Annotated in this window: 7 protein-coding genes and 1 pseudogene; 2 read left to right on the top strand and 6 right to left on the bottom strand. The window is 71.6% G+C overall.

The window, feature by feature from the left end; genetic code table 11:
- Positions 1-2: 2 nt before the first annotated feature.
- Together ACZ7SW_RS35435 and ACZ7SW_RS35430 are read left to right on the top strand one after the other, a co-directional pair.
- A pseudogene (locus tag ACZ7SW_RS35435) lies at positions 3-2,882 on the top strand (amino acid adenylation domain-containing protein); the annotation flags it as partial.
- Between the two features lie 22 nt (positions 2,883-2,904).
- Positions 2,905-3,120 carry a response regulator transcription factor gene (locus ACZ7SW_RS35430; RefSeq protein ID WP_470234726.1) on the top strand — a complete coding sequence of 72 codons (216 nt, stop codon included), beginning with the start codon at positions 2,905-2,907 and terminating at the stop codon, positions 3,118-3,120.
- An 82-nt stretch (positions 3,121-3,202) separates the two neighbouring features.
- Here the strand turns inward: ACZ7SW_RS35430 and ACZ7SW_RS35425 are convergent, their stop codons facing one another.
- The 6 genes from ACZ7SW_RS35425 to ACZ7SW_RS35400 are packed head-to-tail and all read right to left on the bottom strand — an operon-like array spanning position 3,203 to position 14,837.
- On the bottom strand, positions 3,203-3,793 hold the full coding sequence (locus ACZ7SW_RS35425; protein WP_470234725.1) for a helix-turn-helix transcriptional regulator: 591 nt from the start codon (positions 3,791-3,793) through the stop codon (positions 3,203-3,205).
- The gene (locus ACZ7SW_RS35420; protein ID WP_470234753.1) at positions 3,790-5,127 is read right to left on the bottom strand and encodes an MFS transporter; all 1,338 of its coding nucleotides are present in this window, start codon (positions 5,125-5,127) and stop codon (positions 3,790-3,792) included. The genes ACZ7SW_RS35425 and ACZ7SW_RS35420 overlap by 4 nt, the downstream gene beginning before the upstream one ends.
- Positions 5,128-5,132: 5 nt before the next feature.
- Complete coding sequence (locus ACZ7SW_RS35415; protein WP_470234724.1) at positions 5,133-9,608, bottom strand: non-ribosomal peptide synthetase; 4,476 nt, start codon at positions 9,606-9,608, stop codon at positions 5,133-5,135.
- The gene (locus ACZ7SW_RS35410; RefSeq protein ID WP_470234723.1) at positions 9,605-12,766 is read right to left on the bottom strand and encodes an amino acid adenylation domain-containing protein; all 3,162 of its coding nucleotides are present in this window, start codon (positions 12,764-12,766) and stop codon (positions 9,605-9,607) included. The genes ACZ7SW_RS35415 and ACZ7SW_RS35410 overlap by 4 nt, the downstream gene beginning before the upstream one ends.
- Positions 12,763-13,473 carry a DUF6875 domain-containing protein gene (locus tag ACZ7SW_RS35405; protein WP_470234722.1) on the bottom strand — a complete coding sequence of 237 codons (711 nt, stop codon included), beginning with the start codon at positions 13,471-13,473 and terminating at the stop codon, positions 12,763-12,765. The genes ACZ7SW_RS35410 and ACZ7SW_RS35405 overlap by 4 nt, the downstream gene beginning before the upstream one ends.
- Positions 13,473-14,837: an FAD-dependent oxidoreductase gene (locus ACZ7SW_RS35400; RefSeq protein ID WP_470234721.1), complete on the bottom strand. Its 1,365-nt coding sequence runs from the start codon at positions 14,835-14,837 to the stop codon at positions 13,473-13,475. Before ACZ7SW_RS35400 ends, ACZ7SW_RS35405 begins: the two co-directional genes overlap by 1 nt.
- Positions 14,838-14,891 lie beyond the last annotated feature (54 nt).

The following is a 14,891-nucleotide window of genomic DNA, read 5'->3' as shown; positions in this document are numbered from 1 at the left end:
AGACATTGCTGAACCTGGTTGCCGAGGGCGTGACTGCCGGTGGAATCGCCGTGGTCGCGGACAACCGAGAAGTGTCCTACGCGGAGCTGGAAACCCTCTCGAACCAGGCAGCGCACCGGCTCAGGTCGATGGGGGTCGGTCCGGAGTCGGTGGTGGGAGTGCGGCTCGAGCGCGGCCTGGAGATGGTGGTCGCGCTGCTGGGAATCCTCAAAGCGGGAGCGGCCTACCTGCCGTTGGATCCGGACTATCCGCAGGACCGGCTGCGGTTCATGGTCGAGGATTCCGGCACCGGAGTGGTGGTCGGGCCGGGTGATCTCACGGATCTCGACGAGCCGACGGCACCGGTGGATGTCGCGGTACGGCCGGAGAACGCGGCGTACGTGATCTATACCTCGGGGTCGACGGGGCGGCCCAAGGGTGTCGTGGTCGAGCATCGCGGGATTGTGAACCGGCTGCGGTGGATGCAGGACGAGTACGGTCTGACACCGCAAGACCGCGTGCTGCAGAAGACGCCGTTCGGTTTTGATGTGTCGGTGTGGGAGTTTTTCTGGACGTTCTCCGTTGGCGCGACGCTCGTGATGGCGCGGCCGGGCGGGCACCGCGACCCGGTCTATCTCGCCGAAGTCATGGCCGAGGGAATCACCACGGTGCATTTCGTGCCGTCGATGCTGCGGGCGTTCCTGGCCGGTCCGGTGCCTTCGCTGCCGGTCCGGCGAGTCTTGTGCAGCGGTGAAGCGCTGCCGGACGAGCTGGCGGAACGGTTCCATCAAGTCATTGACGCCGAGTTGCACAATCTCTACGGGCCGACAGAGGCCTCGGTGGACGTCACGGCGACCCGGTGCTTGCCGGGGGAGACCGTCACCATCGGCCGTCCGATCGCCAACACTCGCGTTCATCTCCTCGAAGGCGAGCTGACCATCGCGGGAGTGCAGCTGGCGCGTGGATACCTGAATCGTCCGGCGCTGACTGCCGAGAAGTTCGTGCCCAATCCCTTCGCGCAGAAGCCTGGCGAGAGGCTCTACCGCACCGGCGATCGCGCCCGGCAGCGCGAGGACGGCGCGTTCGAGTACCTGGGCCGGTTCGACCATCAGGTCAAGATCCACGGCAACCGGATCGAGCTCGGCGAGGTCGAGGCCGCGCTGCACGCACACCCGATGATCGCCGCGGCGGCGGCCGCGGTGCATGACGAGCGGCTCGTCGCTTACTGCGTGTACCGCGACGGAGCCCCGCCCTCGACGTCCGAGCTGCGGGCGCACCTGGCCCGCACCTTGCCGGAGCCGATGCTTCCGGCGGTGTGGACCTCGCTGGCCGCGCTGCCGCTCACCCCGAGCGGCAAGATCGACCGCAACGCGCTGCCCGCGCCCGACAGTGCCCGTCCCGCGCTGGCGGTCGCGTACGCCGAACCCCGGAGCGCGACCGAAAAGGCGATCGCCGAGATCTGGGCGGACGCGCTCGGGATCAGCCCGGTCGGCGTCCACGACCCGTTTCTCGAACTCGGCGGCCGTTCGCTGGCCGCTGCCCGGATCTGCGCCCGGGTTTCCCGCAGCACCGGTCGGCGGTTGTCCGTCGCGGATCTGTTCGTCGCAAAGACGGTCGCGGAGCTGGCCGAGGTGGTCGCTTCGGCGCCGGCCACCGAGGTCCACAGTGGACAGAAAGAGATTTCGGCGGCACAGCACCGGATGTGGTTTCTCGACCAGCTGTCCGGACCTTCCTCGACGTACACCATGTACGAGGCCTATCGATGCACCGGAGAGCTGGACGTCGAGGCGTTGCGGCGTGCGCTGGCCGAGGTGGTCCGGCGGCACGAGACGTTGCGTACGACGTTCCGGAGCCGTCGCGGCGAGCCGGAACTTGTCGTTGCCGCCGAATCCGAGGTGTCGTTGACGGTGGTGGACGGTTCGGCGGAGGAAACCGTCGACGCCGAGATCTCGCGGCCGTTCGACCTGGCTCGCGGGCCGTTGCTGCGGTGCACGGTGATCCGCGGCGGGCCCGGCCGGTTCACGCTGCTCGCGGTGCTCCACCACATCATCGCCGACGACACCTCGATGGAGATCTTCTGGCGCGACCTCGCCGAATGCTACGCGGGGCGGGCGTCCGCGCTGCCGGAGCTGGCCGAGTCCGCTGTCCTGCCGGACCGTTCCGGCCTCGAATACTGGAAGTCCGCGCTGGAAGGCGCGCCTCCGGCGATCGAACTCCCGGAGAGCCTTCCGCGGCCGGCTCGTCAAGCGCAGCTGGAAGGCACTGTCGAATTCTCGTTGCCACGCCACGTCATCTCCGCGCTCGACGCGGTCGCCACCGAGGCGGGCGCGACGGGGTTCATGGCTCTGCTGGCCGCTTTCGTTCTCGACCTGCGCCGTGCCACCGGCCAGGACGATCTCGTCGTCGCCACGTTCGCCGGCAACCGGCCGTCGGTCGAGGCCGAAGACCTGATCGGGCTGTTCGTGAACACGCTCGCGCTGCGCGTGCGCGTCCCCGGCGATCCGGCGTATCCGGAGGTGCTCGACGCGGTGCGGGAGGCGGTGCTCGGCGGGTTCCGGCACCAGGACGTCCCGTTCGACCAGGTGGTGACGGCGCTGCGGCCGCCGCGCGATCTGAGCCGGAATCCGGTGGCGCAGGTGGCGTTCCAGTCGCTCGGCTCGCTCGCGGACCGGCTTCGGCTCGACGGCGTTCGCGCTGAGCCGTGGCGGGCCGGGCAGGGCGGGAATCCCTTTGACGTGCTGGTGACGGTTCGCGAGCATCCCGACGGCGTGGCCGGAACGCTGCATTACGACCGGGCGCTGTTCACCGAAGCCGCCGCGAAGACGATGGCCGATCGGTTCGCCCAGGTCGTGCACACGGTCGCGGCCGACCCGGCCACGCGCGGTTCGGAGCTGCCGGGATGAGCGGATCTCCTACACTGGCCGGGTGGACGGGGAAGCGGCGTACCGGCCGCAGCTCGGCGAACGCGAGCTGCGGGTGCTCCGGCTCGTCGCCGACGGGTACAGCAACAGCGAAATCGCGGCCGAGCTCGGCTGGTCGGAGCACACGGTGAAGAACGCGCTGTACGACCTGATGGCCACGCTGGGAGTGCGGAACCGGGCGCACGCGGCGGCTTATGCCGTGCGGAACGGCTTGATCTAGGCCAGGCCCGGCGTCCGTGAGGGGAACCCTGAGGGAATCAGATTCCCTCAGGGTTCCCCTCACGGACCTTGGCGGCGCGAGCCTAAATAAGCCCCTGCCGAAGCGCGAAAGCGACCGCGTGCGCGCGATTGCGCAGCCGCAGCCGATGGGTGATGTCGTGCACGATCGCCGTGACCGTCCGGGCCGAATAGGCCAGAGCGGACGCGATCTCCGCGGTCTCGTGCCCGTCGGCGACCATGCGGAGGACGTCGCGTTCCCGGTCGTCCAACGTCGGCACTTCGGGCTCCGCGCTCTGCCGTGACTCGAACAGGTCGCTCAGCAAGTCCGGCGGCATGGTGCCGTGGCCGGTCGCGGCCGCGCGCACGGCGGAGACCAGCGTCTGCTCGCAGGCCTGTTCTCGCCGCAGCACCCCGCAAGCGCCCGCCTCGATCGCGCGCGCCGCCCGGGCCGCGTCGACCTTGCCGGTCACCAGCAGCACGGTGGCGTTGCGTTCCTTCGCGGTCCGGATCGCCTCGACGGCCGCGTCGTCGACCTCGTCGACAGCCAGCACCGCGACCCCGCCGTCGCCGCCGGTGAACTCGGCGCGGCCGTAAAGGGCGCTTTCCAGTCCGGCGCGCAGGAACGGGTCGGCGGCGAGCACGCGCACCGGGATGGTCCGTTCGAGGGTGGTCATTTTCCCTTCTCCTCTCCGATAGTCGCCACCGCGGCGGGTTCTGGTTCGGGTTCTTCGAGCAGGTCCGGCAGTTCTTCCACGCGGCGCAGCGAAGGCCGGGCCGCCAGCGCGCCCAGGACGACCAGCAGCAGTCCGGCGAGCAGGAACATCAGCGCCATGCCGCGGCCGGGACCGGTGCCGATCAGCTGGCCTGCGGAACCGGCCAGCGCGCCGTCCGGGCGCATGAGCGGCTCGAACACGCCGTCGGCGAGCGGGCCGGCGACGAGGTAGGCCACCGGGCTCGCGGCCTGCGACACCGCTCGCGAGGTCGCCATGACCTTGCCGAGGTTGGCCGGGTCGACCTTGCTCTGCAGCACGGTCTGCGCGGTGCCGGTGATCACCGGCAGGGTGAAGAGGAAGAACGGCCCGATCGCGATGACCAGCGCCAGCGACGGCGCCAGCGAGTGGACGGCCAGCGCGATCCCGCCGAACGCCATGAAGGCGGCGATCCCGCGCATCCGCTTCTTGGGCCCGCCCCAGACGCCCATCACCAGGCTCCCGGCGAACAGTCCGCAGCCGCCCGCGAACACCTGGAAACCGAGTCCGGCGGGGCTGGCGAAGGACAGCACCAGCGGGCGGACGAGCGTCCCGGCGACGCCGAAACAGAAGTAGAACCCGGCGAGCACGCCGAGCAGCCCGGTCAGCCCGGGACGCCGCCGCAGCTCCGCCCAGCCCGCCGGGACCTGCCGCCAGATCGACGGCGCACCCGGCTCCGGCGCGGCGGTGCGCACTGCCGCGCGGGGCAGCGGAACCAGCGCCACGACCAGCAGCGACGCGGCGAACGTCACGAGGTCGATCAGCACGACCCCGCGCAGTCCGGCGAGCGCGAGCAGCGTCCCGGCGACGACCGGCGCGGCGATCTGCGCGCTGAACACCACCTGCGACAGCCCGTTCGCCCGGCTGAGGTGCTGTTTCGGCACCAGGAGGGGGATCATCGCGCTGAAGGTGACTTGCTGCAGGGTTCCGCACATCGCGGTCAGGGCGGTCACGACGTAGACGTGCCAGGTCTGCAACTGGTCCGCGTTGATCAGCAGCGCCAGCGCCCCGACCGAAACGAGCGCGACGCCGTCCGCGGCGACGAGGATCCGGCGGCGGTGCAGCCGGTCGGCGAGCGCGCCCGCGAACGGTGCGATCAGCAGCGCGGGGATCGCGCCGGACAGCATGATCAGCGCGAACTGGGTGGCCGAGCCGGAACGCTCGTAGGTCCAGACGCCGAGGACGAACCCGGTCAGCGCGGAGCCGACGATCGAGACCAGCTGTGCCGACCAGAGGAGGACGAATCCTCGCGTTCCCATCGTGGTCAACGGTGCTCCTTACGGGTTGCCGCCTGGCTGGGGCCGGATGCGCGGGTGCGGTGGGACGGGTGGTCCGTGAGGGGAACCCTGAGGGACTCTGAGTCCGTGAGGGTGGCCCTCACGGACGGTCTCGCCGGGGCGGGAAGGTGTCCAATGTGGACGTAATGCGCCAGATACCGCTGCAGCAGAGCACGATCCGCGGGAGGGCAGACCAATCCGCCCGCCGCGACCACGACCTCCGTGTGCGAACAGTCGAAAACCGTCCGCCGGGGCGGCGACGTCCGTTCGATCATCGCCGTGATCGCGCTCAGCGCCGGGTCCGCCGTTTCCACGGCAGCCGCTGCCAGCGCGGTGTGCCAGTCCGAGAACGGCACCGCCTCGACGGGGTAGCCGAACGAGCGCATCCCGGCGACCACCTCGCCGAACCGGATCGTGCGCTGGTTGTGGAAGTGGAAATCGCAGCCGTAGCCGGCGCGCCGTCGCGAGAGGTGGCCGATGGCGGCGGACACGTGGTCGACCGGGGCCATGTCCTCCTCGATGTCGAAGTCCTCCGCCGGTGCGGTTCCGAGCAGCGCGAGGCAGCGCAACAGGTTGGCGAACCGGTCGCCGAGCGGGCCGATGCCGGTCCGGCTGTGGCCGGTCACCCGGGCCGGGCGGTGCACGGTCACCGGCAGGCCGCGTTCGCGGGCGGCCCGGGCGAGCCGGTCGGCGGCCCATTTGCTTTGTTCGTAGCCGCGATCCAAACCGGCTGGGTCGTCGGGCGGGACGTCCTCGGTGATCACTGCGTCGCGGTCCAGCGGATAGACGCCCAGCGACGACACCAGGTGCACAGGGGTTCCGCCGCTTCGGCAAGCCAGCCGGAGCAGTTCTACGGTGCCGAGGACGTTGCCGGGCCGCAGTTGGCCGTATGGGCGCAGGAAGTTCGCTTCGCCGCCGCAGTGGAAAATGACGTCGAGGTCCTCGGCCAGCGCGTCAAGCTCAGCTGCGGACAGACCCAGGCGAGGCGCGCTGAGGTCGCCGGGGATGGCGACGATCCGGGGGCGGAAGCTGTCGTCCCACAAAAGGTGGTCATGGAGTACTTGCTCGATCCGCGCGGCACCCTCGGCTGCGTCGGCAGCCCGGACCAGGCAGCGCACCACGACGTCGCTGTGCCGCAGCAGATCGGCGAGCAGGTGCGGGCCCAGGAAGCCGGACGCTCCGGTGAGCAAGGCGATCCGCGGGGCCATCGCGCGCTGGATCGCGGCCTCGGCTTGCGCGGGCGAGCAGCGCGGGTCGAGGTCGGCGGGCAGCACGGCGTCGGCCAGGACCTCGGCGAGGCGGTCGTCTTCCCGGTCGCCAGGGGTGCGGACGGCGTCGGCGAAGGCGGCGAGGGTGCTGGCTTCGAAGAGGGTTCGCACGGGGACCTCGGTGTCCAGTTCCGCGCGGATCTTCGCGATCAGCGTCCCGGCCAGCAGGGAATGCCCGCCGCGCAGGAAGAAGTCGTCGTCGCGGCCGATGCGGTCCACGTCCAGTACTGCGGCCCAGATCGCGGCCAGCCGTTGTTCGAGTTCGCCCTCGGGTTCGGTAAACCCGACTGTCGTCTCTGTCGGTTCGGGGAGTGCGCGGTGGTCGACTTTGCCGTGTGCGTTCAGCGGCAATTCCGGGAGCACCGCGAAGGCGTCCGGGACCAGGTATCCGGGCAGCGCGGCGCGCAGTGCGGAGCGGACGGACAGCGGGTCGAGGCTGTCGTCGCCGACGAGGTAGGCGACCAGTCGGTTCGCGCGGGCGGTGACCAGGACGTCCTGGACGTCGGCGTGGCGTCGGCAGGCCGCTTCGACTTCGGCCGGCTCGATACGGTGGCCGCGGACTTTCAGCTGCCGGTCGACGCGGCCGAGGAATTCCAGCCGTCCCGCGCCGTCGAGGCGGGCGAGGTCGCCGGTGCGGTACATCCGCGCGCCGGGTACCGGGGAGAACGGGTCTGGCACGAACTTCTCCGCAGTGGCGCCGGGCCGGTTTCGGTAGCCGCGTGCGGGCGCGTCGCCGCCGAGGCAGAGTTCGCCGGGGGCACCGGGCAGCACTGGACGCAGCAGGTCGTCGACGACGTAGGCGCGGGCGTGGGGGAGCGGGGTGCCGATCGGCAGCTGCACCCGGCCGTCGAGTTCGGTGGCGTCGAGGGTGCGGTAGCTGGTCGCGCAGACGGTCGCTTCGGTGGGGCCGTAGTGGTTGTGCAGTTCGACGCGGCCCTCGGTGAGTGCCGCCCACGTCCGCACGGCGGTGGTCGGGACGGCCTCCCCGCCGACCATCATCGTCCGCAGTGGACAGTCGAACGGGGTGTTTTCCGTTGCCAGTTCGGCAACCCACTTCTGCCAGAGTGCGGACGGCACGTCGGCCATGGTGATGCCGCGGTCGCGGCAGAGCTGGACGACGCCGGGGCCGGTGAGCGACGCCGGGTCGCGCCAGGGCAGCAGGGCGGCGCCGGAGACCAGTGCGGGGAAGATGTCGCCGGCGGCGGCGTCGAAGGTCAGCGGCGGGATCATCAGCACCCGCTCGCCGGGGCCGAATCCGTGCAGCTGACGGAAGGCGTCGGCCAGTTCGGCGAGTGCGCCGTGGCAGACGGCGACTGGCTTCGCGGCACCGGTGGAGCCGGAGGTGTAGATGACGTACGCCAGGTCGTCCGGTCCGAGGTCGACCTCAGGCGGGACAGCGGTACTGGGGAGGTCGTCGGTGTGCAGCACCGGCCCGTCGAACGGGAAGGTGTGTTCGCGGCGGGTGACGAGGGCGGCGGGGGCGGCGTCGGACAGCAGTTCGGCCAGCCGCGCGGGCGGGTGCCCAGGGTCGAGCGGCAGGTAGGCGGCACCGGAAAGGAGCACGCCGAGCAGCCCGGCGATGGCGTCCGGGCTCGCGGGCAGGCCGAGGGCGACGACGTCGCCGCGCCGGACTCCGGAGGCATGCAAGGCCCCGGCGATTCGTCGCGCACGGGAGACGAGTTCGGCGTAGGTGAGAGTGTCTGCCACGGCGATAGCGTCGGGAGTCTGCGCGGCTTGGCGGGTGATGAGCGTGGTGACCAGGGTTCCGTCGGTGACCACGGGCGGGGCCGGGTGGCCGCCGTCGCGCAGCCGGGTTCGCTCGGCGAGCGGCAAGGCGTCCACTGTGGACACCGGAGCGTCCGGGGCGGCGAGCAGGGCCCGCAGCAGGTGTTCGTACTGGTCGGCGAACCGGGCGACGGTGGCGGCGTCGAACAGGTCGGTCGCGTAGTCGAACTGCCCCTCGATCCCGTCCGGGGTGGTGGCCAGCGCGAGCGTGAGGTCGAAGCGCGCGGTGGTCACGGGGAGGTCGAGCCAGTCCGCGCGGATGCCGGGCAGTTCGAGCCCGGCCCCGGCGGAGTTGAGCACGAACATCACCTGGAACACCGGGTTGTGGCTGAGGTCGCGCGCCGGCCGCAGGTCTTGCGCCACACGCTCCCACGGGTAGCTCTGGTGCTCCAGCGCGCCCAAGCAGGCGTCCTGCACCTGCGCGAGCACTTCGGCGACGGTCGGGTCCCCGGCCAGCCGGGTCCGGACGGCGACAGTGTTGGCGAACATACCGACGCACTGTTCGATCCCCGGCACGGTCTCGTCTCGCATCGGCATGCCGACCACGACATCGTCCTGGCCGGCATGCCGGGCCAGCAGCAGCACGTAAGCGGTCAGCAGCACGGTGTTGGCGGTGACGCCGTGGCGGCTGCAGAAGGCAGCGAGGTCGGCTGCCGCGGACAGCTGGAAGGAATGACCGTTGCCGCGGAACGATTCGGCGGGCGGGCGCGGTCGGTCGGTCGGCAGTTCCAGCAGTGCCGGAGCGTCGTGGAGGTGTTCGCGCCAGTACCGCTCGCCCGCTTCCAGCGGTTTGGCCGCTTGCCAGGCCGCGTAGTCGCCGTAGCGCACGGGCGGTTCGGGCAGCGCGGGCGCGTTCGCCGGGTAGAGCGCGGAAAGCTCGCGCAGCAGGATCCCGACGGACGCGGCGTCGGCGACGATGTGGTGCAGCGTCAGGACGAACAGGTGCACGTCGTCGGCGAGGGCGACCAGCAGGCCGCGCACCAGCGGCGGTCGCGTCAGGTCGAACGGGCGGGCTCGTTCGGCGGCGAGGACCGGATCCGCGGCCTCCGGCGAGCGGCGAAGGTCTACATAGGACAGTTCCGGCGCGGTTCCGGGCGGCGCGGCGATCTGCACCGGCTCTCCGTCGGATTCGGCGAACCCGGCCCGCAGCGCCTCGTGCCGGTCGACGACCGTGGCCAGCGCCCGCCGCAGCGCCTCGACGTCGAGTGCGCCGGCAAGCCGCCAGGACTGGGAGATCGTGTACACGCCGTCGCGCGCGCCGAGCCGGTCCAGGAACCACAACTGCCGTTGCGCGGGCAGCAAGGGAACGGGCGCGTCGCCGGTCCGGCGGGGAATCGAGCCGGGTGCGGCGCCGAGCCCGTCGCGCGCGGCCAGCAGCCGGAACAGCTGCTCTCGCTCGTGCTGTGTCATCGATGCGCTCCTGGAGGGGAATCGGCTTGGAGCAGGGCGAGAACCTCGTCGTCGGGCAGCGCGGCGATCCGTTCCCGCAGGAGCGCGATCTCGTCGGTGACCCCGGGTTCGGCTTCGGCGGCCCGCAGCGCCGCGGCGAAGGCGGCGATCGTGCGCGCGGCGAACAGCGTGCGCAGCCCGACGCCGGACTGGAAGTGCTCGCGCACCTTGGCCAGCAGCCGCGCGGCGAGCAGCGAATGCCCGCCGAGGTGGAAGAAATCGTCGTGCACGCCGAGGTCCTCGACGGCCAGCACCTCTCGCCACAGCCCGGCCAGCTCCCGTTCGACGGCGTCGCGCGGGGCGACCCGGTCCGTTTCGCGGGACTCCCAGACGGGTTCCGGCAGCGCGGTCCGGTCGGTCTTGCCGTTCTTGGTCAACGGGAGCGCGGGCAGGAAGACGGCGGTCTGCGGGATGAGATACGCGGGCAGCTGGCTGGACAGCCGGTCCCGCAGCGGCGCCCATTCGGTGTCTTCGGAGACGACGTAGGCGACCAGCCGCACGTCGTCCGGACCGGCTGAGCGAGCCAGCACGACCGCGTCCGAGACCTGGGGACCGGCCCGCAGCCGGGCTTCGATCTCGCCGAGTTCGATGCGCAGGCCGCGGATTTTCACCTGGTGGTCGGTCCGGCCGAGGAACTCCAGCGTCCCGTCGGCGCGTCGCCGCGCGAGGTCGCCGGTGGCGTAGAGGCGGCTCCCGCCGGCGGCGAACGGATCCGGCACGAACCGTTCGGCGGTCAGGCCGGGACGGCTGCGATAGCCCCGGCTGACCCCCGCGCCGCCGACGAAGATCTCGCCTGCGACGCCGGGCGGGACCGGGTTCAGCCCGGCGTCGAGCACGTGCAGCCGGGTGTTCGGCAACGACGGGCCCAGTGGCACCACCGGCCCGCCCGGACCGACCTCGCCCGCCGAGACGATCATCGTGACTTCCGTTGGGCCGTAAAGGTTCCACACCCGGCCGTCGGACAGCGCGTCGACCAGTTCGCGGTCGAGTGCTTCGCCGCCGCACAGCCGTTCCCGGACGTTCGCGGGCACTCCGCCGGACGCCAGCAGCATCCGCCAGCGCGTGGGCGTGGCCTGCAGGATCGTCGCGCCGCAGTCCGCCAGCCGCCGCGACAGCGCGACCGGCTCGGCGGAGTCCTCGGTGCTGATCACCGCGACCGAGCCGCCGCGGATCAGCGGGATCAGCAATTCCCGCACCGACATGTCGAACGCCAGCGTGGTGACGGATGCCCAGACGTCGTTCTGGGTCACGCCGAGCCGGTCGGCGAAGCCGGTGAGCAGGTTGACCACGCCCCGGTGCGGCACCGCGACGCCCTTGGGCCGTCCGGTCGAGCCGGAGGTGTAGATGAGGTACGCCAGATCGGCCGGATCGTGCGCCACGGCCGGAGCGGTGTCCGGCTCGGCGTAGTCGAGGTCGACGTCCAGCACGGTCTCGAACCGGGGCAGCCGGCCAGCGTTTTCGCGGTCGACGACGGCGATCCGGACGTCGGCCTCCTCGACGACATAAGCGTGCCGTTCCAGCGGCCATTCCGGGTCGAGCGGAACGTAGGCGCCACCGGCCTTCCAGACCGCCAGCAGCGCGACCACCATCTCGGCGGAGCGGCGCACGCAGAGCCCGACCGGGACGTCCGGGCCGACCCCGTGGCGACGCAGGGCGTGGGCGAGCCGGTTCGCGCGGGTGTCCAGCTCGCGGTAGCTCAGCGAACCGGCGATCGCGGTCGCCGATCCGCGTTCGCGCACGTGCGGTGCGATGAGGTCCAGCGCGGTGGCTGCGGTGGGCAGGGCGGTGTCGTTGTCGAGCGCTTCCCGGTGTTGCGCGGCGTCCAGCAGGGCGACTGCGTCGATCCGCTGCGTCGGGTCTGCGGTGACCGAGGCGAGGAAGGTACACAGGTGCTCGGCGAAGCGGACGACGGTGGCTTCGTCGAACAGATCGGCGCGGTATTCGAGGTATCCGTGCAGGCAGTCGCCTTCGTCGCGGACGCCGAGCATCAGGTCCAGCTTCGCGGTGCCGGTGTGCGGACCGGCGAAGTCGGTGACCGTCGCTCCCGCCAGCTGTGGCAGCGCGCCGTCGCCGTGCCCGTTGAATCCGGCCTGGCAGATCGGCGAATGGCCGAGGCTGCGTTCCGGGCGGACCGCCTCGACCACGCGCTCGAACGGGATTTCCGCCCCGCCGAGGGCGTCGACCAGTGCGTCGCAGACATCGACGAGCAAGTCCGCGAAGGCCGGCGCGCCGGAGGTCGAGATCCGGACCGGGACGGTGTTGACGAAGAAGCCGATCAGGCGCTCGGTCTCCACCTGCGAGCGTTGCCCGACGACGGTGCCGACGACGACGTCGTCCTGACCGCTGTACCGGGCGAGAAGCGCGTGGTAGGCGGCCAGCACGGTCATGAAAACCGTTGCGCCGGAAGCGTTCGCCAGCGCGCGGACGTCCTCGGTGAGCGCGGGCGGGAACCGGAACTCGTGGATGCCGCCCGCGTAGGACGCGTTCGCGGGCCGGGGCCGGTCGGTCGGCAGGGTGATCAGCTCGGGGGCGCCGCGCAGCCGGTCCGCCCATTCCTGCAGCAGCTCGGCGCCTTCCGGGCCGTCGAGGTGTTCTCGTTGCCAGCGCACGAAATCCGCGTACTGCATCGGCAACGGCGGCAGGTCCGGTCCGGTGCCGGACAGCTCGGCCCGGTAGCTCTCCGCCAGTTCGTCCAGCAGCAGCGAGACCGACCAGCCGTCGGCGATCGCGTGGTGCAGCGTGACGACCAGAACGTGCTGCTCCTCGGCCTGGCGCAGGAGCAGGACCCGGGCGAGCGGCCCGGAGGTCAGGTCGAACGGGGTGCGGATCTCCTCCGAAGCCGCCGCCTGTGCGGCCGCGTCGTCTTCGACCGCGCGGACGGTGAAGGAGAAGCCGTTCTCCGTGACGACCTGCTCCGGAACGCCGTCCCGCTCGCGGAAGACGGTCCGAAGTGCCGCGTGCCGGGCCGAGATTCTCGTGAAGGCGCGGCGCAGGGCGTCGGCGTCGAGTGGTCCGGACAACCGCAGCGCGGTGGGCACGTGGTAGACGGGCGAGCCGGGGTCGAGCCGGTCGAGGAACCACAGCCGCTCCTGGCCCGGGGAGCACGGGAAGACGTTCACGGCGCCCCGATCCCGGCCTGGTCGGCCTCGGTCCCGTCCAGCTCGCGGGCGAGCCGGTCGTGCTCCACCAGTTCGCGCAGCTGGACCGGCACCTGGTCGCCGAACAGCCGCAGGTACGCGCGCGCCTGGTCCGGATCGGCGCGCAGGAACGGGTAGTCGGTCGGCACCATGTGCCGGACCACCAGCATCGGCACCGGGCTGCGCAGCGGACGGAACGCGGGGTTCCACAGCCCGCCCTTGTCCGGCGGGCCGTTGTGGAACTCGCCGATCATCAGGCCCTCGGCGACGTACTCCGACTTCAGCGCGTGCTGCACGGTGTCGACCACGCCGGAGCGGTCGTCCGGCGGCGCGTCGGGGAACAGCAGGAGGATCGTGGTCAGCTGCGCGCCCGGGCGCCCGCGCGGCGCGAGGTCGAGGAACCAGTCCCGGTAGCAGTGCAGGGTTTGCCGCAGCCGCGCGCCCGCGGCCGGGACACCCGGTTCGACCGCGAGGTAGAACCGGCCGCGCTCCAGCGACGGCTGCGCGAACGGGCAGACGTTGCCGCCGCGGCCGAGGTCCGGATGCGGGCCGGACAGGTAGCCGCGGCCCCAGTCGAAGATCGCCCGCAGGTGGACCTCGTACCGCAGCAGGCGTTCGGGAAGGGCGAGCGGGTCGAGGTCGTGCCGCTCCACCAGGACGCGGCCGGGGTCGGTCGGATGGGTGAGCATCAGCTTCGGTCTCCAGGCGAGTGCGGTCCGGCGGCTTTCCGGCGGGCGAGCGCGCCGCCGGTCAGGGCGAGGGCGAGCGCGGCGCCGCCGCTGCCCCAGGCCAGCGCGGCGTGCTGGCGCCGGGCGCGGCGCAAGGCGTCCGCGTACGGGATCGTGGTGTGCGAAACCATGGTGTAGAGCGGCATCCAGCGCTTCGGGAAGACCCGGCTGAGCACCAGGTCCGCTTTCTTGCGGGCCAGGAACAGCGGCGAGGCCACCCGGGTGCGCAGTTCGTCGAAGTTCTGTTCGGAAAGGTCCGCGAGGACGTCGGTGTGCGGCTTGCGGCGTAGTTCGAAGGTGCGGAGCGCTTCGGCCCAGTCGTCGTTGGCGAGGCAGTCGCGCAGCACCGCGCAGTCCTCCAGAGCGGAGTTCATGCCCTGGCCGTAGAAGGGGTACACCGCGTGCGCGGCGTCGCCGATCAGCACCACGCGGCCTTCGTGCTGCCACGGTGAACTCCGGACGGTCACGAGATGTCCTGTCGGGTGCGCGAGGAACTGCTCGACGATGTCGGGAACCAGCTCCCGGACGTCCGGGAACCGGGTGTCGAACAGCGCGCGCACCGACTTTTCGGTGGTGAGCGTGGCGAAGCTCGGGTCGCCGGACAGCGGGAGGAAGACGGTCGCGGTGAGGGAGCCGTTGATGTTGGGGTGCGCGACGACCAGGCCGTCGTCGCCCGGCCAGACGTGCAGCGCGTCCGGACTGCTGCGCACCTCGCCGGACGGGCCCGCGGCGATCGCGAACTCCTTGTAGCCCCAGGGCAGGATTCGCTGCCGGAAGTCCGCGGGCAGGCCGCGCAGCAGCCGGGTGCGCACCGCCGAGAACGCACCGTCCGCGCCGACGACGAGATCCGCCGAAGTATGGTATAGACCACTGTCGCCGTCGAAAGTGCAGACCGGTTTCGCGGTCGCGCTGCCGCGGTCGAGATCGGTGAGCGTGACGCCGAAGCGGGCGCTGACGTTCGGGTATTCCAGGGCTTTGGCGAGCAGGATCCGGTTGAGGTCGTCGCGCAGCACCGAGCGCAGGATCTGGTCCTCGTGGCAGCCGTAGGGCTGGAAATCCAGCTCGCCGTCGCGCTGGTGGATGACCCGGCCGCGCATCGGAGCCGCCGCGGCCAGCACCGGGCCGAGCAGCCCGACCTGGTCCAGGGCACGGATTCCGCGCTGGGAAAGGCCGAGGTTGATCGACCGGCCGCCGCCCGCGCCGGCGCCGCGCGGGTCGGGGCGGCGTTCGTGGATCTCCACGCGGTGCCCGAGCTGGGCGAAGTGGATCGCGGCGAGCGAACCGGCCAGCCCGGCCCCGGCCACCAGAACCCGTTTGGCGCTCATTCCGGCCGCCGCGGCGTCGCGTGAGGGCAATTGTGCCGTCGCCGTTCGGCGCGC

The sequence above is a fragment of the Amycolatopsis sp. NPDC114484 genome (genome assembly GCF_055633755.1).
This window is presented reverse-complemented; position numbering and strand designations above follow the sequence as displayed.